This window comes from Enterobacter cloacae complex sp. 372C4, assembly GCF_050030615.1.
Classification (GTDB): Bacteria; Pseudomonadota; Gammaproteobacteria; order Enterobacterales; family Enterobacteriaceae; genus Enterobacter; species Enterobacter intestinihominis.
In genome coordinates this window covers 3,602,700-3,623,856 of sequence record NZ_JBLGUQ010000001.1, presented here as the reverse complement: position 1 = coordinate 3,623,856, position 21,157 = coordinate 3,602,700, and the positions used below count along the sequence as shown (strand labels likewise).

Here is a 21,157-nt window from a genome sequence, read left to right as displayed (position 1 = left end):
GGCGGCTTTACAGGGACGTTGCCTCCGCCCGTACCCGATAAGCCGGAAGGAATAAGCCGAGGGCACCGCGAAGCGGCGATTTTCCGCCGGGAGCCCGGGTCGCCAGGGTGGTGGCGACTGAGCCACCCTGGCACGTTCACCGGTCATGTCGTTACAGAGTAGCAAGGAACATAAAGTGAACGGAATGACCACCACCGCCGTATGTTCCCCTCACCCTAACCCTCTCCCCGGAGGGGCGAGGGGATTGCTCAGTGCTCGCATTAATTTGTGGGGAACCCTCAGCCCACAGGTAGAGGGTGCAAACATTAAAACGGCAACCCGAGGGTTGCCGTTTGCTTTTACAGAGCCGTCCAGGCTTCAGCCCATGCCAGGCCTGCACCCGGCTCATAGTACGTCGGCGCACTGTTACACCAGCCGCTGTACGGGAACGGTTTGCACTGGAACAATTTACCGTGGTTGTTCACGATATCACCGGCGTTGTACTTGCTGTTCGCGCTCCATGCCGGGTAAGACGTATCTTCTCCGGATGGCGTTGTCGCTTTCGCTTTCACGTTCAGCAGGTAAGACGTGGTGCTGCTCAGCTCGCCATCGCTGACGGTCAGGCTCACTTCATACTGCTGCGCCGTTGTAGACTCAGGCGCCTTAAAGGTCACCACCGCTTTATCTTCGCCGGTCACGGTCTGGCCATCCTGAGAACGCCAGGTGTAGGTCAGCTTGTTGCCGTCTGCGTCGGTAGAGCCTTCCGCGCTCAGAGAAACCTGCGCGCCCGCTTCTACGGCACCGATTGGGCCCGCAAACTGCGCAACCGGCGCGTGGTTCACCGCGACAGGTTCAACCGGAGTTTCATCCGGAACTGGCGCTGGCGTTGGGGCCGGCGTAACATCTTCAGAAGGTGTTGGCGTTGGCGTGACCGGGGTTTCGTCCGGCGTCACCGAGGAACCGTCGTCATTCACGATATTCACGTTATAGAACTTCTGCACGCACTTGCTGTAGTCGCCCTCTTTGAACGCGCTGAACGGTGTCTGATAACCCACCAGCTGGCAAGAGTAAGTCTTGCCGTCCGGGGTATCCGCGCTCCATCCCCAGTCCTGTTCCCAGTAAATCTTCAGGGCGCCTGCGCCACCTTCGTCAAACTGCTTCATGTTGGCGCAACCCAACACTTCGTTCGCCGGAACAGGGACTTTCAGGTAGTTCGCAAATTCTTTGTAATACTTGATACGGTTCTGAGACTGCGCAATTTCAGTCGGGCCGCCGCACTCAACGCCGCCGTTGATGATCTGGGTTGTTACACCGAAGCCCGGGACCAGGCCGTTGGCTTTATCGTGATCGTTCGGCTGCCATGTACCGTCGATTACCTGCAACATGCTTGGTTTTGGCGGCTGTGGATAGGCGAAGAAGAAGATAGCACTGGCCAGGTTCAGCCAGGTGTCCGCCACCAGCTCAGGTTTATCGAGCAGGGTACGCACGTCGCCGTACATCGCTTCAGAGAATGGACCGTAGTTGTAGTTGTAGGACAACTGTTTCGCACCGCGTCCGAAATAGCTCAGAAAATCGCCGTCTTTGTCTTTACCGCAAGGCCAGGTCTGTCCCTGCCAGACGTCCGGATTACATTCGCCGTTATAGCCCCCCTTCTGCCCTTCGCTCCAGCCCATTTCACGCACGTGGACCAGCGCCTGACGCCATTCGGCTTCCGGACGCCAGCTTTCGTGGCCGCCGGTTTCCTGGGCAAAGTGGGCAAACATGGTCGCCAGCTCTTTGCGGCAGATAGCGTCGCTGTCACGACCGTCGTTGTAGGTCTTACACAGCGCCGGGAATTTACCCACGGCTTTCAGGAAGTTGCTGTAGGTATAAGCCTGTGCACGCAGCGGGAAGAGATATTCCCAGTCGCTGGCTTTCACAATCCCTTCAACGCGTTTGACGTTGTCCGGGTTCGCCGCGCGGCCTGGCTCAATCAGTTCGACCTGCGCGTTGTCCAGGGTCTGAATAGTCTCTTTAACGGAGGCCATCAGCGGGAAGTTAGTGAGCTCATGCTCTTTCTTCGCCAGATCGCTGGCTTTCATGGTGTACGGCTCGCCGGTGGTCGCCTGCAAAGAGGCGGCCTGCGCCATAAAAGGTGCAACGCAAGCACCAGCAACAAGTACACTCAGTAACGTCCTTTTGTTCATTTCAGTTTTCCTGTTCGTTTCAAATTAAATGTTAATATCCCGGCTTAGGTATTATTCCGTTAATACATAAACCACATTCAGCTGTTTTCACTTTTCGAAGAACACCTTCAGGAATTCTTCAAAAATAAAAAACGTTAATCGCGTGCTGCTAATTTTAATTGCTGATATTTAGCCCAGACCTTATGGGCATATTTCATCCGCTGCGGATAATTCTCTTTCTTCAACCCGGCGTTATAAGCGCCTACCGCTTCCCAGTTATAGCCATATACTCTTATCATTCCGGAGAGAATGGAGGCACCCACCATGATGGAGGTACACGGCTCGGTCATTAAGCGATACTCATCGATGCCTCTGCTTTCCAGCGCGGTAAAATGCGAGCTGTTGATTTGCATCAGCCCGACATCCCGCGTGCCATCGCGGTTTTTCCCAACCGCGTACGGATTCATACCGGATTCCACATTCGCTATCGCGTAGAGTAAATAAGGGTCGACATGATAATAACGCGCCGCTTTATCCCAACAGTTTGCCAGAGCACCCTGGCTTATTATTAATAACAACAAAATGAGCTTTTTCATTTTTACCTGCTGACTTTATTGGTTATTTCTCCTTAGAAACATCCTGTAAAATGAATTTTTAATTACTCCCCCTCAGAAGGGGGGAGTAATTAATGGGTTAGATTATTTGCAATCTGTTGATGCGCCTTCTTTTACCCATACGTCGCTATTTGCTGGGTTATCACCACGGGTCCACCATTTCGCACGGTAAACGTTACCTTCATAGGTGGTGGTGTCGCCGCCGTTGTAGACCAGGTCAGAACGCCAGTTCATCTTCACGTTGCTTACCAGCTCCCACGCGTCCATACCGAAGCCAGGCTGATTGCCCTGAGTCCAGTATTTCGCTTTCCACACGAGGTGGTCGAAGCTTACGGTATCGCCGTTGTTATAGATTTTGCTCGCGTCCCACGCAGCGTATTTGCTGGCGTTGGCATCGACAGGTGCGTCGCAGCTGCCGGTGGTATCATCAGCTGGCGGGGTTACGTCGTCAGCCGGTGGTGTGACGTCATCGGCAGGAGGCGTTACGTCGTCAACCGGTGGGGTTACGTCATCGGCAGGAGGCGTTACCTCGTCAGCCGGCTTAGGCTCCACCGTCACCTGCACGTCAGACTGCACGCTGGTTTTACCGTCCGTCACAATAACGCTCAGGGTGTAGGAAGAGGTATTGTGCACTTCTGGCGCAGTGATGCGAACGTTCGCCGAATCAGTGCCGGTCGCGTTCATATCAGCCGGTACGCTCCAGCTGTAGGTCAGCGCGTCACCATCAGGATCGGATGCCTGTGCGTGCAGAGAAATTGCTTCACCGGACTGAACGGTAACGGCTTCCATAGCATTGATTACCGGCGCCTGGTTGGCTTTAGGCGCTTTATTCACAACCTGGACGTCAACAGCATTGCTCAGCCCTTTAGCGTCGGTTACGGTCAAACGGAAGACCAGGTTCTGGTCGCTTGTCACAGCCGGAACGCTAAAGCTGGCTTTTGCTTTGGTGCTATTGGCGATGGTCACAGAAGGGCCTGAAACCTGCGTCCATTTATAGGTCAGCGCATCGTCGTCCTGGTCGCTGGAAGCAGAGCCATCCAGGGTCACGGTTGCAGGACCGGTGACATTTTGATCGGCAGCTGAAGCCACTGGCGCATGGTTAGTCTCAACAGGCAGATCCGGGATGGAACTTCCGCCCAGCAGGCTTTCGTTCATGGCGTTCAGGATATCGCCGTTATCAGACTCGATAGACCATGCGAACAGTCCGCCCAGGTTTTTGTTCAGTACGTATTTGCCTTTCGCCATAACGGAACGGGCGTTATCGTACGTCACCAGCTCACCGGTGGACTTGTTGAACACGTACGGCGCTTCAGCCGCTTCGTCATATTTGTATTCCCAGCCCGGTTTGCCCAGCATCTGGTTGACGATTTGACGATAGTCAACGATACAGTTTTCCCATGTCCCTTTAATTGGTCCGGTTGCGGTGCCGGTAAATGGATTATCGCCGGTATAACCATGAACGCCGGTCCAGCCGCGGCCATACATACCTGCGCCTACCACGATCTTGCCTGGCTTAACGCCCTGCTCCAGCATCGCTTTTACCGCGTTATCGGTGGTGTAGTTAGTGTCTGGTTTCCAGGAAGCACCGTACAGGGCGGTCTGGTGGCCCAGATCGGTATTGCTCCAGGCACCGTAGAAGTCGTAGCTCATCAGGAAGATATGGTCGAGGTACTGCTGCGTGGTGTTATAGTCCACGTCTTCGATCTTATCTTTACCGGCACCGATTGCAGTAGTCAGCTCGTAGGTACGACCGGTTTCCGCAGACAGTTCATTCAGCATCTGACGCAGGTCGTGCATCAGCGCGGTGTAGGTGGCTTTATCGGTCTGAGGATTGCCGAGTTTGGCGTTTTCACCGCCGCCGCCCGGGAATTCCCAGTCAATATCCACGCCGTCAAACACTTTCCAGGTGGTCAGGAAGTCTTTTACCGACGCCACGAAACGGTCACGCAGTACTTTGTTATCCATCTGATAGAACGGATCGGACAGGGTCCAGCCACCAATGGATGGCAGAATTTTCAGGTCAGGATGGGCTTTTTTCATCGCCATCAGCTGCCCATAGTTACCTTTGTAGGGATCGTCCCAGTTGCTTACGCCTTTCTGCGGTTTCTGCAACGCAGCCCATGGATCGTGAATGGCCACGGTGTAGTCCTGACGGCCAGCACAGGCGCGTTTCAGGGATTCCAGTGCACCTGAAGATTTGGCGCTGTCGTTAATACCGTCGCCGCCGCAAATTGGAATAAAGCCATACAGCAGGTGGTTAATGTTCGCGACCGGGATCTTATCCGCAGAGAAGTTTCGATCGTAAACGCCCCACTCAGGGAAATAGGCACCGACGACTTTATCGGTATGCTGAGCGAAAGCTTTGTTATTTTCCAGCAGCGGCGTATTCAGCGGCAGCAAATGGCTTCCGTCGGTATCCGCCACGATAATCAGTTTGCTTGCGCTTTTGGTACAACCGCTGTCGTTACACAGTTCGACCTGTTCCTGATAGCGGCCCCCTTTTTTGACTTTGAAGGTCGCAGAACCCGCCGCGCTGCCCGCGCCGGTCCAGACGGTCTTGCCGTCCAGCAGCACTTTTGCAGACGTTGGGGCGTCACCGCTCCAGACGTTCCATTCCACTTTTACATCAACACCCTCTTTATGCACTTTGATGAGGTTGTTGTAATCCTGTGCCGCCTGATCCACTTCTACCAGCGCAAATTTATCATTGCCCGATGTAATAGAAGGCGTACCCGGCGCAGCTGCAAATGCGGAGCTGGTGGCCGCCGCAATAAAGAGCGCCAGATATTTTGGTTTCATAAATTTCATTTTTATTTCCTGATAAATTTATTTATAACGTAATAACCCATGCCTTCCGTGAGATCATGGATGCGTTTCGCGTAATGCGTATTTAACCAACGTGAGTGCCGTGAACAAAAAATTGTTGCTGCGCTGTATTCCTCCATAAAAAGATACAAGCCAAATCCCGTGTAGCTTATATCTCCTACGATACACCGAGTGTAAAGAGTCGTCCTTCTCTCCCAGCATCAAAAAGATTTATAAAAAACCTTGACCAGTATATTTAAAATATGAAAGCAAACTGCTGACTAATAAACACCACGATTCCAGAAAAGGCGAGGTAAGGACCAAAAGAAATAGTGAGGTTATTTTTATTTAAATTATTGACGGCGAAATAACCGACAATACCGCTTAACGCTGCCGCCAGTTCAATGGAGGGTAATGCCTGCCAGCCGCACCAGGCGCCCAGCGCCGCCAGTAGCTTAAAATCCCCGTAACCCAGCCCTTCTCGTCCGGCGATCAGACGAAAAGCCCAGTAGAGCAGCCAGAGCGACAGATAGCCCGCCACCGCGCCAAACAGCGCATCGCGTAGCGGCAATGTGTGGTCAATAGCATGGAGCACTAACCCCGCCCACAGCAGCGGCTGGGTCAGGCAGTCCGGCAACAACTGATGCTGCCAGTCGATCATGGCCAGCGGCAGTAAAAAAGCCGCCAGTAACCACAAAGAGAACAGCGCCTGAACGTCCGGCATGCACCAGGCCGTGATGCCAAAAAACAGCGCGGAGAACAGTTCCACCATAAAGAGTCGCAGCGGGATCGCGCTGCCGCACTGGTGGCAGCGCCCCCGTAATAACAGCCAACTGAGCAGCGGGATATTTTCCCATGCAGCAAGCGTGTGCTGACACACCGGGCAGTGCGAGGCAGGAAAGAGCAGATTGCCGCTCCCCTCCTCATCCATCACCATTCCCGGTACGCGCTCGGCAACAACGCCGAGAAAACTGCCCATAATCCCGCCCAGGATAGCACTCATCATCGGGAAACCGAGCGGACAGGCCTCCCGCATCAGCGTGAAGGTATTCATGCGCTTTTTGACCAGGTAAGCTGCACCTGTGCTTTCACATCGCTGAGGTGGTCAACCGGCGTGAGGTTTATTTTTTGCAATGTCACGCCGGAGGTCTGATTAATTTCACGCAGCCAGCTTTTTAATTCATATACATTTACCCGATTCACCACGAACGATAAAGTTTGCCCCTCCTGGCGCACATCCGTCAGTGAAAGATTAATTTCATGAGCGCTGTTCTCGACCACCGTACGCGGATTATTCGTTTTAACTAACTGGACCTGAAGATGATTTTTATCAATTTCACTGCGCATCCAGTTGAGCGTCTCTTTTTGTCTTTTAAGCGTCGATTTACTATTTTGGATCATATTATCCAGGGGAATTACTCCTGTGTAATACACCGCAGCCCCCACAATGGCAACGGCACATATTTTTAAAATGATTTTTTCCCGAGCGCTGTAATTCTGATAGCGTGATTTCAGCTGCGCGATTCGCTCTTTCATTTATGTTTCCCTGCGATCATGGCGGTATACGGTTCGGTTGTTGAAACAGGTTGTAAGGTAAAATCAAAATTCTCACTGGTCTGGTTCACAAACGCCTGCAACGCGGGCTGGCTTTGCGCGCTAACGCTCAGCGTCAGGGTGTTTTGCTGCGCATCGTATTCCAGCAGATCGATCTCCATCGCAGGGACTGACTGCCGGGCTTTCTCCAGCTCCTCAAGCTGAAGAAAGAACCCCTTGCTCTGTTTTTTCAGGCTTTGGCCAAAGTGATATTTGATATTGGTCTGCTGGCGCATGCTGGGGAAATGGTGCTGATAAACCTGAACGATCTCCTGCTGAACCCGATTTTCCTGCTGCACCAGCATCCAGGCCATCGCAATGCGCGGCCCCAGCAGCAGACCAACGGACAGCAGGCCCGCCGCTATCATCGCTGCTTTCATGCTTTTTGCGGCCTGGCCATGACCGGCCTTAAGGCTGAATTCACCGTGAAGCAGATTCACACGACAGGTTTTCCACTGCGGCTGGATCAGCACCAGCGGATGCTGCCAGGCATGCTGTACGTCAACGTGAACGTCCGCAGGCGCGTCGCCGTAGCAACACACTTCCCCGTCTCCGGCTTTCTGCATCAACAGCGGCAGCAGGGTTCCCTCCATTTCACCCGCCACGTGGGGAGATAAACGCAGCCAGTAGCCTTTATCCTGTGCGACCAGCGTGCTGCCCCCTGCCGCCACGGGCAGCAGCCAGGCATCAGGCAGGGCCTGAATCACGTTTAATCCGGCCTCGTGACAGCGGGTCAATGCCGCACGCAGGCGGTCGGCGTCAATGGCAACGGCGTCGACGTCAGCGCCTTTTTTGTAGAGCACTGTCCAGTGGAGGTTGTCCACGTCGCCAATCAGCGTCTCTTCCGCCATCCACGAGAAGGCCATCGCCTGAGAAGCCACCTTTTTCGGCAGCGTGAAATGGCGGAAAATCATGTCGCTGGCGGGCAGCAGGAGACAAACGCGTGTAGCCAGCGGGTGTTCGGCCAGCATCTCCAGGCTGTCGAGCACCTCGACGCGCTCGCTGCCGGACTCACAGCACATTATTTTCCCGCCCTCGCGGCTGTCGGGGCGAACAAAAAGTACCTGTTTCATAACGTTCTACTTTTCTTATTCAATCATTCGGTAACGACGCTGCCACGTCACGATCTCACCGGCTTCGTTATTCATCTGAAGCTGGCTGACCACGCGAAGCGTTAATTCATCGGTATTGCCGCTGTAATTCACGCGGAAGTACCGGCTGTTTATAGAAAATTGATCTGCCACCTGCGGGAGATCGTCTTTTAACTGCGGGAAGGTCTGCTCCAGCGCTTTGCTGAACGCGTCCATATTTTCCCAGCCCGATTCCGGACGTGTATCCAGCAGACGAACCGCGTCATCCTGCGTGAATTTTCCCGGAAACATGGCCGCCAGCACCATGGCCTGTTCCGGTTGCAGGGTGTTAACGTCCACCTTGCTGGCGGCGTCCGGCAGCGCGCATAACACCTTGCTCACCTTCGGATATGCCGTAACCGGGAACGCTGGCAGCAGTTTGATCTCCGCGATGCTGCGCATCATCTGGTTTGCCGGTTGCCGGGCGGGCACGACGCCAGCCCACGCATCGCTTTCGGCACCCTCTTTCGCCGTGGTGCTGTCACCATCGAGATAATCCACCAGCTGGAAATAGACCGCCTCCGCCGTGCCCGGACTGAGCCCGCTTTCCGTCAGGAGTTGTTCAACAATCCGCTCTTTACGCGGTTTTTCCGCCACCGCGGGAGCGCTTTGCCCCTGGGGCGCGACGTCGGCGGTCAACAGGTTATTGACGTTAAAGCAGTCCTGAGCGTCTTCCACCTGGCTCACGACCGTGTAGTCTTCTCCCTGCGTCTCCAGCGGCTGATGCCAGTCGCCGTCCAGCGCCAACGGCTTGCTCTCGCCGCTGGCATCGGTCTGTAACCTGTCCTTCACCACTTTTTCCTGGGCCTGCATCGCCCAGCGCAGCTGCTGCTGGCTTATCTGATAATGCGTTTTCTGCAAATTACGGCAGAACTGCTGGCTGATTTTGGCGGCCAGCGCCGACATCATCACCAGCAAAATCAGCACCACCAGCAGGGCGACGCCCTTTTGTTGACGGATTCGGTTCATGGTCTGGTCTCCGGCGAAGGCGCAGGGGTTGCGTCCGGAGTCGTCGCAGGCGCGTCGGCGGCTTTCTCTGGGGCAGCGGCAGCGGCCACCTCCGGCATATCCCCCGGCGTGGTGAACACCCAGCGCCAGGTATCCCCGTTTTCCATCGTCAACGTAACCTCCACGCCGTCCGGCAGATGGGCGGCGTCGTGCCAGGCTGTCTGCCAGCCCTGACGATAAAACCGCCACTGCAATGCTTTTACGCCGCTGACAATCGGCACTTCGTCAGGCTTAACGTCCACCGGGCCGTCAATGACCGGCCAGACGTCGCGGTACAAACGCCCCTCTTCCAGCCGCCAGCGTACGCGCTCCAGCTGGACCGTTCCGCTCACGCCATTCAGGGTGGTCAGTTCAAGGGCATCGCCCTCCTGACGGAACAGATCTGGCTCATTACGCGGCGCTCGCGCCTGTAGCTGGAAAAAATCGCGCTCCATCAGACTCCAGCCGCGCTGAAGCTGGTTGAGCTTAGCGGCGCTGGCATCGGTGGCCGAGCTGGTACGCATCGCGCCGTCCAGAATTTGCCAGGCCAGGGTGCTGATTACCGCGAAAATAGTCAGCGCAATCATGATCTCCAGCAGGGTAAATCCGCGCTGGCGTCGCGTTTTCTTCACTTGCTCTCTCCCGGCGGAATGATGTGCAGGGAAACAACCGGCTGGCTCTCATCGCCTTCCGCATAGACGCGAATGGAGTTCGCCCAGCCGTTGTCGGCGGTTTTCACCCGCTGCTTACGCCAGTTCCAGCTGCGCCCGCCCATGATTTCCGTCCCCTGCTGCTCAGCATCCGGGAAGTCGGTTTTGGTGAGTTGCGCTTCCGCCAGCTGATTTTCCGCCACCCAACTGGCCTGCAAGGTATCGGCCAAGCCATGGGTAAAACGCACGTTCAGGGAGACCGAGTTCATTAGCGCCAGCGCGGCGGTGGAGAAAATCACCAGCGCGACCATCACCTCCAGCAGCGTCATCCCCTTTTGCTTTGTGTTGTCGTTAGCCATCGTTTTCTACCGATACCGGCGCCGCACCCTGCGACACCACGCGGAAATGGTGCTGTTTGTCGTAACTTTGCAGCGTCAGCGTAAAGCGGCTGATTTCACCGTCCGGTAAAAAGATCACCTGTGGCTCGGACGCCACCGTCGCGGCCAGGCGCTGCGGCGAGAGCGACACGTGCATCTCTTCCGGAAAATCACCTTTGGTGGTAATACGTCCGGCAGATAATGGCACCCAGTGACGCTCGCCATTTTTATCCGCGATCGTCACCAGCTGATATTTATCAGTGGCGATCACCAGCCCGACAATATTTCCGTCCATCACCGCACGGTCTGAACCATAATCAACGAGCGCTTTTAATTGCTGGCCAAATATATCCGCGCCGCTGCGCGAAGGAATGGTGGACACCACCATCATGGCGCAGCTGGCAAATATCACCAGCGCCAGAATAATTTCCAGCAACGTAAAGCCGCGTTGATTTTTCATTACTTCTCGTTCTTATCCAGAGACCAGTTGGTAATGTCATCGGCAGTATTCGCTTCGCCGTCCGGACCCGCAGAGAAAATGTCCACCGCACCGTGTTCACCTGGGCTGACCAGAATATAATCGCTGCCCCATGGATCCTGCGGCAGGCGGCGAATATAGCCATCCGCGCGATAGCCGTTCGGGATTGGTGCGATTTCCGGCTTCGTCACCAGCGCCTGCAAACCCTGCTCTGTGGTCGGGTAGCGGTGGTTGTCCAGCTTATACATATCCAGCGAGCCTTCGAGCGCGACAATATCGCTGGTCGCCTTTTGCGTATCCGCTTTTTCTTTATTACCCATTAAGTTTGGCACTACCATACTCGCCAGAACGCCAAGAATAACAATCACCACCATTAATTCGAGCAATGTGAAGCCCGCCTGGCGGGCCAGGTTTTTACGTTTTAGAGCCATGATTTAACCTACCATATTATTAAGTTGCAGAAGCGGTTGTAATATTGAAAGAACGATGAATAAAACAATCGTCGCCATGGATACCACCAGCGCCGGTTCAAATACCGACAGCGTTAATGTAATTCGATGCTGTAATGCCGATTCCTGATTTTCTGCAGCGCGATCCATTAAATTACCTAATTCCCCGCTCTCTTCACCGGAGGCAATCATATACAGCATGGTTGGCGGGAATAATTTCGCCTGTTCCAGCGCCGCATACAGCGACGCCCCCTGACGTACGGTATCGGCGGCCTGCTCCAGCACCTGCCGGGCATAGAGATTTTCAATACCGTCCATCGCGATATACATCCCCTCCAGCAGCGGCACGCTGCTGGCCTGCAAAATGCTCAGGGTACGGATATAGCGGGCGCTGTTGATGGCGCACACCAGCTTTTTAATCGGCGAGCCGTTCACCAGCCAGCTGTGCCAGCGAAAACGGTTTTTCACGTTTCGCACCCAGGTTTTGAAGCCGACGAACGCCCCCGCCAGGCTGCCGACAATATAGATACCCCAGGCTTGCAGGAAATCACTTACCGCAATCAGCGTCCGGGTGGTGATCGGCAGTTGCTGTTTCATGTGGGTAAACTGCTCAATCACCTGCGGCACCACCGCCACCAGCAGAATGCCGATCACCGCGATAGCGACCACGGTGAGGGTAATCGGGTAGACCATCGCCTGCGTCAGCTTGCTTTTCATCTTCTGGCGCTGTTCGTTGTACTCCGCCAGCTTCTCCAGCACGTCGCCCAGGTGGCCGGTCTTTTCACCGGCCATCACCAGCGTGCAGTAAAGTTTGTCGAAGGTGCGTGGAAACTGGCTAAAGGCGTCGAACAGCGTATGCCCCTCGACCACCTTCTCGCGGATCTCCACCACCATCGCCGCCAGCTTTTTATCTTCCGTCTGCTTAGAGATCGCCTTCAGCGCACTTTCCAGCGGCAGCGCGGCGTTCACCAGCGTCGAAAGCTGACGGGTAAACATCGACAGCACCGGGGTAGAGAGCTTCGCCCCGGTTTTCGCTTTCCCGCCTGTCGCCGTTTCGCGGGTTTCGGTGATGCTCACGGGCATCAGCTTTTGCTCGCGAAGCCACTGGCGAACCTGCTTCTGTCCCTCGGCCTGTAACGTCCCGCGCTGGGTTTTTCCCGCGGCACTCGTCGCCGTCCAGGCGTAGAAAGCCATTACGCATCCCCCCCACGCTCGGCGGTGACGCGCATGACTTCTTCCAGAGACGTCACGCCGCTAATCACCTTCAGCAGCCCGTTTTCACACAGGCTGTAGGCCTGCTTAAAGAGCTGCGTTTCTATGGACATTTCGTCCTTATCTTCATGGATGGCGCGGCGCATGGTACTGTCCACCACCAGAAACTCATGAATACCGGCGCGGCCCTGATAGCCGCTCTGACGGCAGTGTTCACACCCCACCGCGCGATAAATCGCTTTTGGTGGCGCGTCCATAAAGCTGAACAACGCTTTTTCATTGGCATCCAGCGGACTGGTGGTCCGGCAGTGCGTACACAGCCGACGCACCAGACGCTGGGCAATGACACCGAGCAGCGATGAACCGATTAAAAACGACTCCAGCCCCATATCCCGCAGACGGGTTATCGCCCCAGCGGCACTGTTGGTGTGCAGCGTCGACATCACCAGGTGACCGGTCAGCGACGCCTGCACCGCGATCTGGGCGGTCTCACCGTCGCGAATTTCCCCGATCATCACCACGTCCGGGTCCTGACGCAGAATCGCGCGCAGCCCGCGGGCAAAGGTCATGTCCACGCGCGGGTTAACCTGCGTCTGCCCCACGCCTTCCAGCTCGTATTCGATCGGGTCTTCCACTGTCAGAATGTTGCGCTCGTGACCGTTCAGCGCCGAAAGAATGGCGTACAGCGTGGTACTTTTACCGGAACCCGTCGGGCCGGTAACGAGGATGATCCCGTGCGGGCGGTCAATCAGCCCTTTCAGCTTCTCCAGCTCTTCATCAATCAGCCCAAGCTTGTTGATGTCGGGCTTGAGATTGCTTTTATCGAGCAGGCGCATGACCACGCGCTCGCCGTACTGAGACGGAATGGTCGACACACGCACGTCGATGGCCTTACGGCCAATGCGCAGGGAGATACGTCCATCCTGGGGGAGACGTTTCTCGGCGATGTCGAGTTTCGACATCACCTTAATACGCGACACCAGCAGCGGCGCGAGCTTACGCGCCGGTTGCAACACCGGGCGCAGCACGCCGTCAACACGAAAGCGGATGCTCAGCGTGCGCTCGAAGGTTTCGATATGAATATCCGACGCGCCGTCCTTCACCGCCTCGCCGAGAATGGCGTTGATCAGGCGGATCACCGGTGAGTTTTCGTCGTTATCGAGCAGATCTTCGTTATCCGGGATCTCCTCGGTTAAGGCCATCAGATCGATATCCGCGTCCATGTCGTCCACCAGCTGCTGCGACACGCCGCTGCTCTGCTGCCAGATTTTGGCCAGCATCTCGTCAAACGCTTCCGGCGTCACAGTGACGGGGATGAAAGCACGGCCCAGCACCCGGCGCACCTCCAGCAGAGCATGCGCAGGAGTGTCGTCCCGGATATAGACATCATTGTTGTAAAACAGAACGCCGTTATCTTTTGCGTAGTTGCTGCTACACAGTGTTTTACTCAGTTCGTCCACGTTACCCCTCCGCGCTATTCTTTAAACGGATTGCGCGTGGCGCTGGTTTTCACCGGTGCGGCGCCAGTGCTTGCAGAGGGAAACGCGGGCAGGACGGCGTTGTCAGTCGGCTCAACAATACCGAGCTTTTTCTCCTCCACTCGCTGCATCTGGCGCACCCGGATCTGGTCATATTTCTCTTTCGAGGCCGCGCTGTAGTTGTCGTCGTCACGCAGGACGGTGGTATGAATAAACACCATCAGGTTGCGTTTGGAAGTATCCTGCGAGGTGTAGCGGAACAGCTGACCGACCAGCGGGATATCGCCGAGCAGGGGCACTTTGGACACGGACTGTTTGGTCACATTTTCCATCAGACCGCCGAGCACCACCGTCTGACCACTGTGGACCATCACTTCGTTATTAATCGTGCGCGTGTTGAAGGTTGGGCCGAGGCTGGAGTCTTCCGTCGCGCTGTTGTCGACACTCGACACTTCCTGCTCAATCTTCAGATGGATCATGTCGCCATCGTTAATCTGCGGCACAATCTTCAGCTTGGTCCCTACGGTTTTACGCTCAACCGAGTTAAAGACGTTGTCGCCGCTGGTGGTTTGCGAACCGGAAAGCACCGGCACATCCTGACCGACGTTGAACGACGCTTCTTTGTTATCCAGCGTGACCACGCTTGGCGTGGAGAGGATGTCATTTTTGCCGTCAGTGGAAAGCGCGGTCACCAGCGCACCGAAGTCACCGTTAAAGAAGCCGGTCGCAAGGCCAGTGAAACTTGCCCCTTTCATGGTGCCATTTTTAATCTGGCTGATTGGCAGGCCGGTGGAGCCAAACTGCACCCCGCCGTGCTTGCTGGTCCACTGCACGCCAAGATCCAGGCCGTTACCGTCCTGCACTTCGGCAATGATCGCTTCCACCAGCACCTGCGGACGGCGAATATCCAGCTTGTCGATCACTTTCTCGAGGGAGTTCATCACGTTAGGCTGTGCGGTGATCACCAGGGAGTTGGTTGACTCGTCGGCGGTAATATTCAGATCGGTTGAGGCGCTCGCGGATTTCGCTTTGGCCGCACCCGGCTTGTCTTTCAGCTGCTCACCAATCCCGGTGAGAACCGGCACCACTTTGGTGGCGCTGGCATACTTGAGGTAGAAGACGCGGGTATTGCCCTCGTTATTCTGCTCACGATCCAGCTGATGAATAAGGGAACGGGTGCGCGCCCGCGCATCTTCCGCGCCGCTGATCACCAGGCTGTTGGTTTCGTCATCCGCGACGACTTTAGTCGCCAGCTGCGGCGCGTTCTGCCCTTTCTGTTCTTCATTGTTGAGGTTATTCAACATCTCCGAGAGTTCTTTGGCGGACGCAAAGCGCAGCGGGATGATTTCGCGACGCTGGATGCCGTCTTTATCGACGCGCTGCACCAGATCCACCAGCCGGTTCACCACCGAGGCTTTACCGGTTAACAGCAGGACGTTGGACGGCTCAAAGTGGACCACATTCCCGATACCGGTGGCATCGTTGAGCTGACGCAGCAGCGGGGCCAGCTCACGAACAGGCACGTTTTCCATGCGCACCACGCGGGTGATGATCTCGTCACCTTTGCCCGGATTTTTGCTGTCTGCCAGCGGCGCACCGGCGGTACGCGCTACGCTTGAGCGCACCACTTTGACCATGCCGTTGTCCATCGGGATCACCGACAGGCCGTAGAGATCCAGCACGCTCAGAAAGAATTGATAGTACTCATCTTCCGTCAGCACGTTGTAGGTTCGGACCGAGACGGTTCCCTGGACGGACGGATCGACCAGAATGGTTTTATTGAGATTGCGGCCTACCGTATCGATAAACTCGCGAATATCAGTATTTTTAAAACTCGCGCTAAAGTTAGCTGCAAGCAGCGAACTGGAATATAACGACAATGCGGTCAGCGCCACGCACGCCCAGGGAATTTTTTTCATGTCTGCACACTTTTTAATTGTTTAGAACATTAATCCGAATATTTTCAAGGTGAGCGTGACGTCGTACGATGACCTCCGCTTCTTTCATTTTTGACCAGTTGGCAATAATGCTTTTCGCTTTTGCTTCATCGGTCATATCGACAGAGTTAACCTGAACCGCCACATCGCCTTTTACCAGACCTGACTGGCTGTAAAAGGCGGAGGCATTCCTTGGGTTTATCCTGTAGCCTTCCAGTCGGCCCTTTTCAATTATGGGTTTTAACACCAGATAATCATCAAGATGCACACTCTCTGCGCCAACATCTTTTGTCGATTTCGTTATCGGGCCGCTATCCACGCCACCCTTAAAATAGTCCGGTTTATTTAATGCCAGAACCTGCGTAGTACCTTCATAATTAACCACCACATTATCTTTGTTTATTTCCTGAATAAATGCGTCGTTAAATCCAGAGAGAGGTTCACCCTCACGGTAGCTTCTCTGACCGCCTGGCGTTTTGATGACAGCAAAGGAGAGCCAGGCGTCATCGCTGTTCACAATACCTTCGATTTCAGCTGCCAGCGGGGCTTTCACCGCACCCGGTAAGATTTCCTGACGCACGGCTGCCGTAAAAAGCGAAAAGGATTTCTCTTCGCGCGTTTTTTTCAGCGGCTGTTGATCGGCATTAGCCAACTTATTCATAACTTTTTTATAATCTTTAAAGGTGAGATACCCTTGCTGGCCGCAAAAGATCAGCAGCACAAACATAATACAAGGCGTTATCCACCGTGAAAGAAATGAGAACCTCATTTTTTATCCGGCCTATAGCAAAGCAAAAATAAGCAGCGTCATACTGCGCCAATATGGATGAAAATAGTAATAAGCTGGTGCAAATGCGACCACTGACTTCGCCGCTAACTTTCATAAAGAAAAATATTGACCGTATAAAATCCAAATGTTAGACGCTGCCAGCAGGATATTTTTACCCTGTTTGCAAATTGACCGTTCAGGGGCGTTACCTTACTTTCTGATGCTGTTGCTATTCCTAATCAGAGACGGTAAGTCGTTATGTATCAGAGCCACTTTAATTTTAAAAATCCGCCATTCAGATCGATCGCCCGTTTATCCGGGGATTTTCTGGTGCCTTATCATCAGGATGTGTTCAACCTGTTGAAAGAGAAAACCCAGCAGGCGGGAATTATCGGGCTCTTTTGCGACGACGCCCCGCTTCTGGGTCACTTCAGCGATGCGCTAAAAACCCGCCACAGTAACGTCCTTGTTATCAATGCGTTTCCCAAACTGAGTGCCAGTAGCCTGCTGTACAAGCTCAATCCGGTAACGAAAGAGAGCAAGAATCGCCTGCAGGCGGTGGATGCCATCCTGCGCCAGTGGCACGAGGGTAAAGCGAAAACCAGAGTGCTGGTGATTTCACACGCCGAAGCCATGAAAGAGAGCTGCCGTGAAGTCCTGGGTACGCTGCTCACGCGAGCCCAGGAGCTGAACTTCCGGCTCTCCGTGGTGCTGACGGGCACTGCGGATCAGGAAATCCTGCTTAAGCAACCTGAACTGCGCGAATATACACACACTCGTCATGTCCTGCGCCCCCTGACCTGCCGCGAATTCCTGGGCTATGTGCAGGCGCAATGCGAAGAACACGGCTGTGAAAATTCGCCGTTAACGCCGGCCCGCGTGCGCAAAATGCACACGTTGACCAAAGGCAACATCAGCAAACTTAACGAACTGGCGCACCTGTCAATGCTCGCCGCCTGGACGGAACGCGCGTCGCAGGTCAGCCCGCGTCATTTACGCCTGGCGGCGGGAGAGATCCTGCCCGCGAAAAAACACGGTAAGCGTCTGGCAAACGTGGCGCTGTTCGCATCGGTGCTGTTTGCCGCCTGCGGCTGGTATTTAACCTCATCCATCAGCGGGCATCTTCCCATCCAGCTGCCGGTCCCCGTCAGCTGGAAACAGCCGACGCGAAAAACGGAGGCGCCCGTGGTGCCGGTTATCGACAATGAAATGGTTAATCAGCCGGATGCGATGCACCAGCTCTATCTGATGTGGGGATATGACGCCTCGGCCGAAGATGCGCTGTGCCAGAACGCCGCTAAAGTGAACCTGATGTGTAAACAGGGGAACGCGTCGCCGGAGACGCTGGCGCAGGAAGGGTATCCGTGGGTCAGTGAACTGAAAACCAGCGGTCACCTTAACTATGCGGTGGTCGCCAGGGTCGGAGATACATCAATTGACCTGTTAATGAATAACCGGACCTGGCAGGTGAGCCGCAGCTGGTTTAACCGGCATGCGACCGGCAACTTCACCCAGTTGCACCGCCTGACACCGGAAGGAAAAGACGCGATCGGCGCGGCCAGCGACAGCAAAGACATGGCCTGGCTCGATCAGCAGTTAAGCCTGGCGCTGAACCAGCCCAAAACGCATGCCCGGATCTGGACCGCTGAGATGATGAAACGCACCCGTGAGTTTCAGCAAAAAATGCATCTGCACGTGGATGGCATCCCCGGCGAAGAAACGCTGATGCAGCTGATGCGCGTAACCAACAGCACGCCGAGCGTACTGATTCAGGCCACCCGCACTACCCCGGACGCAAAAATGCAGGAGAAGAAAGCCTAATGTCGACCATCTGCCTTGCGGCCCAGCGCAGCTATACAACCGGGGAAGCGGTCTGGTTTTCGTACCGCCTCCCCAGCCTGAAAAACGTTTTCGGCAAAACAGCATTATGGATGGTCGGCCTTTGCGCCATGCTGGTTGTCGGCCTGTATATGCATGTCTACTGGAACATGCGCAACCCGGCGCCTGAACCGGTCAACGCCAGCGTTGCCAAACCGGAAACCCAGCTTTCGGAGATGCACTACGTGTACGTGAGTAAACCGTTCCCGCATCCGCAGCCTAAAGCTGCGCCAGTGCCTGTTGATGTTCCACCGATGCAGGATCTGCCGATCATCAGTGATGATGCCGACTGGCAGCAGGCGCCCGAGGGCGCGGTGCCGCAAGACCCCTCGCGGGATACCCTACCCGGAACTGAGGCGCATGAGCACGATACCGCCCCCGCCAGCACGAGCAGTGAAGAGTCATCATTAACGGAATTATTTAAACAGGCATTAAAAGAGCAGGAGCAGGATTATTCTCAAGGAAAAATTCCCGCACCGCCGGTTGACGAAACGCAGGATAATTCACAAGCAAGTGTTAAAAACAGTGAAAACAGCCGTTCCCCTTTCAGTGATAAAGGAGACCGGCGGGAGTAGGCATTAATATTTTTCAGGCAGTGCGGTGAGGTTAAGCAGTCGACCTTTTTCCACCACAATATATTGACCTTTTTTCAGATCGGAGAGGATTTTAATAATGGTGCTACGTGCCAGGTTAGTGTATTCCTGAATGTAATCATAAACGTTAATATCACGCTGATGCTGTACAATCAGGTCGTTGATCTCATATAAAAATTCGCGAACAACAGAATATGCGCTGCGAGCGACCAGAATATCATCGCGCTTGCTCATCAGGCATATGTACCATGAAAGCACTTTTGTCAGCTCAGGCCACAGGTTTTTCTCGGTCATCAGCTGGGCGAAGACCTCTTTCTTGATCGAGCGAACAACCGTATTCGACCGAACAAGGCCGTACATATGGGTGGCGTTGTAATACATCGACGACAGGCCGAAAATGCATTGCCCGGTAACGGTGAACAAGCACAGTTCGTCAGAGTCACGTCGAAATTCGACTTCGCCGCTGACAATAATATGAATTAAACCGGAATCAGCAGTGGAAATCTTCTGCCATTTTTTTAACGTTCTTTCTTCAACGCATGAGGTTGCAGAAATAATTTTTTCCATTTCATGTTGCGGACGTAATTTTTTTCCATAGATGCTTAACATTGTTATACCCGTTTTAAGATGTGATTTTAAAAAAACATGGCAACGGCATTCATACCGAACCATAAATATTTTCCTGATGAAAAACTCAAGAATAAAAAAAAGAGTAAAGTTTTTTATTCGCTAAATTGCTTAGCGTGCTATGTGTCCATCTTAAATCCGAATAATTTTAAGTCAATTAACTAAAAATGAAATGAGATTGTACTTAGGATTAATCTAATAGAAACTTGCGGAAATATACTCATTTGGGGGTAAGCCAAAGGTTTACCCCTGCCCGTATTTCTCTAAAAGTGCTTCGGCAATCGCCATGGTTTCAACATCCGCTACGCCATTCCATAACTGCGGACGGAAATGCATCTGGAACACCATGATGATGCGTTTTTGCTGTGCAGGCGTGCTGTTTTCTGGCACCTCGTAACCGTAGCGCGCCAGCAGATCGAGCAGTGCTGCGGTATCAACCTGCTGATAATGCGGTCGCCCGTTGATATAAAAATTTACCCGCGCCGGTTCGGGCCAGGCTCCGATGCCCTGCTGCGCCAGCTCGCGCCACGGAAACAGCGGGCCAGGGTCGTCTTTACGCTGCGGGGCGATATCCGAATGGGCCACAACGTTCTGCGGTTTAATGTCGTAGCGGGCGATGATGTCTCTGGCAAGCGGGATCAGCGCCGCAATTTGCCCCGGTTCGAAGGGGGTAAAGATTTTCACGCCATCGGTTTTCCGCCAGCCGCGGTTTTCCAGCTCAATGCCGACGGAGGTATCATTTATGCGGTTGGTCCCACGCCAAAAGCTAATACCTGCATGCCAGGCCAGCTCGCTCTCCGGCACCAGCTGCCAGATACGCGGTTTGCCCTGCGGAGCTGGGGGCTTTGCGGGGATGAGATAGTGAGAGCTGACGTTTTTATCGGTCAAGGTCGCAAGCGAGGTGTCGAAATCATCGGCGGTGTAATGGATCACCAGCACCTTTATGCGCGGGTAGGCCGCCTGCGCCTGATGGCGCGTATCAAGTTCGTACGCGCCTTTATCAACAATGCCCTCTTCCGAGGCGCATCCTGCCAGCAACAATGCCAGCAGGAGGGTTGAGAGCGAACGCTTCATCGACGGGTTTTCACCGCCGTGCCGCTTACGCTCACCATCAGCATGCTGGCATCTTTCCCGACCGTTTCGTAGTCGATATCAATGCCCACCACCGCATCCGCGCCCAGCGCTTTGGCCTGCTCGCCCAGCTCCTTAAACGCAATGTCACGCGCTTTACGCAGTTCTTTCTCGTAGGCACCGGAGCGCCCGCCGACGATATCCCGAATGCCAGCAAAGAAGTCCCGGAAGATGTTGGCGCCCAGAATCGCCTCACCGGTGACCACGCCGCAGTACTCGGTAATGGGTTGACCTTCCAGGGTTGGTGTTGTTGAAAATTGCATATTTCCTCTCCTTCTTTAGCGTTCAATGCGTTAGCAACTGCA

The 21,157-nt window shown here is 54.5% G+C and carries 20 protein-coding genes; 2 read left to right on the top strand and 18 right to left on the bottom strand.

What is annotated here, in order from left to right; translation table 11 throughout:
• Nucleotides 1-338: 338 nt before the first annotated feature.
• The 15 genes from ACQG11_RS17635 to gspC form a co-directional block, all read right to left on the bottom strand.
• On the bottom strand, nt 339-2,165 hold the full coding sequence (locus ACQG11_RS17635; RefSeq protein WP_426728631.1) for a glycoside hydrolase family 19 protein: 1,827 nt from the start codon (nt 2,163-2,165) through the stop codon (nt 339-341).
• Between the two features lie 134 nt (nt 2,166-2,299).
• Nucleotides 2,300-2,740: a type III secretion system invasion protein IagB gene (gene iagB / locus ACQG11_RS17630; protein ID WP_023299704.1), complete on the bottom strand. Its 441-nt coding sequence runs from the start codon at nt 2,738-2,740 to the stop codon at nt 2,300-2,302.
• A gap of 102 nt (nt 2,741-2,842) precedes the next feature.
• Nucleotides 2,843-5,566, bottom strand: a complete 2,724-nt coding sequence (locus tag ACQG11_RS17625) for a glycosyl hydrolase family 18 protein (protein WP_426728630.1) — start codon at nt 5,564-5,566, stop codon at nt 2,843-2,845.
• Between the two features lie 253 nt (nt 5,567-5,819).
• The gene (locus tag ACQG11_RS17620; RefSeq protein WP_169441026.1) at nt 5,820-6,617 is read right to left on the bottom strand and encodes a prepilin peptidase; all 798 of its coding nucleotides are present in this window, start codon (nt 6,615-6,617) and stop codon (nt 5,820-5,822) included.
• A complete protein-coding gene (gspM, locus tag ACQG11_RS17615; protein ID WP_022647595.1) occupies nt 6,614-7,099 on the bottom strand; it encodes a type II secretion system protein GspM in 486 nt (161 codons plus the stop codon). The genes ACQG11_RS17620 and gspM overlap by 4 nt, the downstream gene beginning before the upstream one ends.
• Nucleotides 7,096-8,229, bottom strand: coding sequence for a type II secretion system protein GspL (gene gspL / locus ACQG11_RS17610; protein ID WP_023299701.1), 1,134 nt, complete (start codon nt 8,227-8,229; stop codon nt 7,096-7,098). Before gspL ends, gspM begins: the two co-directional genes overlap by 4 nt.
• A gap of 15 nt (nt 8,230-8,244) precedes the next feature.
• Nucleotides 8,245-9,255 (bottom strand): type II secretion system minor pseudopilin GspK, encoded by a 1,011-nt coding sequence (gene gspK / locus ACQG11_RS17605; RefSeq protein ID WP_038415755.1) that lies wholly within the window; start codon nt 9,253-9,255, stop codon nt 8,245-8,247.
• Complete coding sequence (gene gspJ, locus ACQG11_RS17600; protein WP_058676877.1) at nt 9,252-9,905, bottom strand: type II secretion system minor pseudopilin GspJ; 654 nt, start codon at nt 9,903-9,905, stop codon at nt 9,252-9,254. Before gspJ ends, gspK begins: the two co-directional genes overlap by 4 nt.
• Nucleotides 9,902-10,282, bottom strand: a complete 381-nt coding sequence (gene gspI / locus ACQG11_RS17595) for a type II secretion system minor pseudopilin GspI (RefSeq protein WP_045308510.1) — start codon at nt 10,280-10,282, stop codon at nt 9,902-9,904. Before gspI ends, gspJ begins: the two co-directional genes overlap by 4 nt.
• Nucleotides 10,275-10,760 carry a type II secretion system minor pseudopilin GspH gene (gene gspH / locus ACQG11_RS17590; protein WP_023299697.1) on the bottom strand — a complete coding sequence of 162 codons (486 nt, stop codon included), beginning with the start codon at nt 10,758-10,760 and terminating at the stop codon, nt 10,275-10,277. Before gspH ends, gspI begins: the two co-directional genes overlap by 8 nt.
• Complete coding sequence (gene gspG, locus ACQG11_RS17585; RefSeq protein WP_023299696.1) at nt 10,760-11,209, bottom strand: type II secretion system major pseudopilin GspG; 450 nt, start codon at nt 11,207-11,209, stop codon at nt 10,760-10,762. Before gspG ends, gspH begins: the two co-directional genes overlap by 1 nt.
• Before the next feature lie 3 nt (nt 11,210-11,212).
• Nucleotides 11,213-12,421: a type II secretion system inner membrane protein GspF gene (gene gspF, locus ACQG11_RS17580; protein ID WP_023305783.1), complete on the bottom strand. Its 1,209-nt coding sequence runs from the start codon at nt 12,419-12,421 to the stop codon at nt 11,213-11,215.
• A complete protein-coding gene (gene gspE / locus ACQG11_RS17575; protein ID WP_426728629.1) occupies nt 12,421-13,899 on the bottom strand; it encodes a type II secretion system ATPase GspE in 1,479 nt (492 codons plus the stop codon). The genes gspF and gspE overlap by 1 nt, the downstream gene beginning before the upstream one ends.
• A gap of 14 nt (nt 13,900-13,913) precedes the next feature.
• Nucleotides 13,914-15,836 (bottom strand): type II secretion system secretin GspD, encoded by a 1,923-nt coding sequence (gene gspD / locus ACQG11_RS17570; RefSeq protein ID WP_023299693.1) that lies wholly within the window; start codon nt 15,834-15,836, stop codon nt 13,914-13,916.
• A gap of 13 nt (nt 15,837-15,849) precedes the next feature.
• Nucleotides 15,850-16,581: a type II secretion system protein GspC gene (gene gspC / locus ACQG11_RS17565; RefSeq protein ID WP_058646191.1), complete on the bottom strand. Its 732-nt coding sequence runs from the start codon at nt 16,579-16,581 to the stop codon at nt 15,850-15,852.
• Between the two features lie 300 nt (nt 16,582-16,881).
• Here gspC and ACQG11_RS17560 point away from each other — a divergent pair, with 300 nt between their 5' ends.
• Both ACQG11_RS17560 and ACQG11_RS17555 read left to right on the top strand, forming a co-directional pair.
• Nucleotides 16,882-18,444, top strand: a complete 1,563-nt coding sequence (locus ACQG11_RS17560; protein ID WP_426728628.1) for a peptidoglycan-binding protein — start codon at nt 16,882-16,884, stop codon at nt 18,442-18,444.
• Nucleotides 18,444-19,076, top strand: a complete 633-nt coding sequence (locus ACQG11_RS17555; RefSeq protein ID WP_426728627.1) for a hypothetical protein — start codon at nt 18,444-18,446, stop codon at nt 19,074-19,076. The genes ACQG11_RS17560 and ACQG11_RS17555 overlap by 1 nt, the downstream gene beginning before the upstream one ends.
• Before the next feature lie 3 nt (nt 19,077-19,079).
• Here the strand turns inward: ACQG11_RS17555 and ACQG11_RS17550 are convergent, their stop codons facing one another.
• From ACQG11_RS17550 to ACQG11_RS17540, 3 genes are all read right to left on the bottom strand, one after another.
• The gene (locus tag ACQG11_RS17550; RefSeq protein WP_022647582.1) at nt 19,080-19,703 is read right to left on the bottom strand and encodes a helix-turn-helix domain-containing protein; all 624 of its coding nucleotides are present in this window, start codon (nt 19,701-19,703) and stop codon (nt 19,080-19,082) included.
• A gap of 261 nt (nt 19,704-19,964) precedes the next feature.
• Nucleotides 19,965-20,795 carry an N-acetylmuramoyl-L-alanine amidase gene (locus ACQG11_RS17545; protein WP_038415746.1) on the bottom strand — a complete coding sequence of 277 codons (831 nt, stop codon included), beginning with the start codon at nt 20,793-20,795 and terminating at the stop codon, nt 19,965-19,967.
• Nucleotides 20,792-21,115: a heavy metal-binding domain-containing protein gene (locus tag ACQG11_RS17540; RefSeq protein WP_003858361.1), complete on the bottom strand. Its 324-nt coding sequence runs from the start codon at nt 21,113-21,115 to the stop codon at nt 20,792-20,794. The genes ACQG11_RS17545 and ACQG11_RS17540 overlap by 4 nt, the downstream gene beginning before the upstream one ends.
• Nucleotides 21,116-21,157 lie beyond the last annotated feature (42 nt).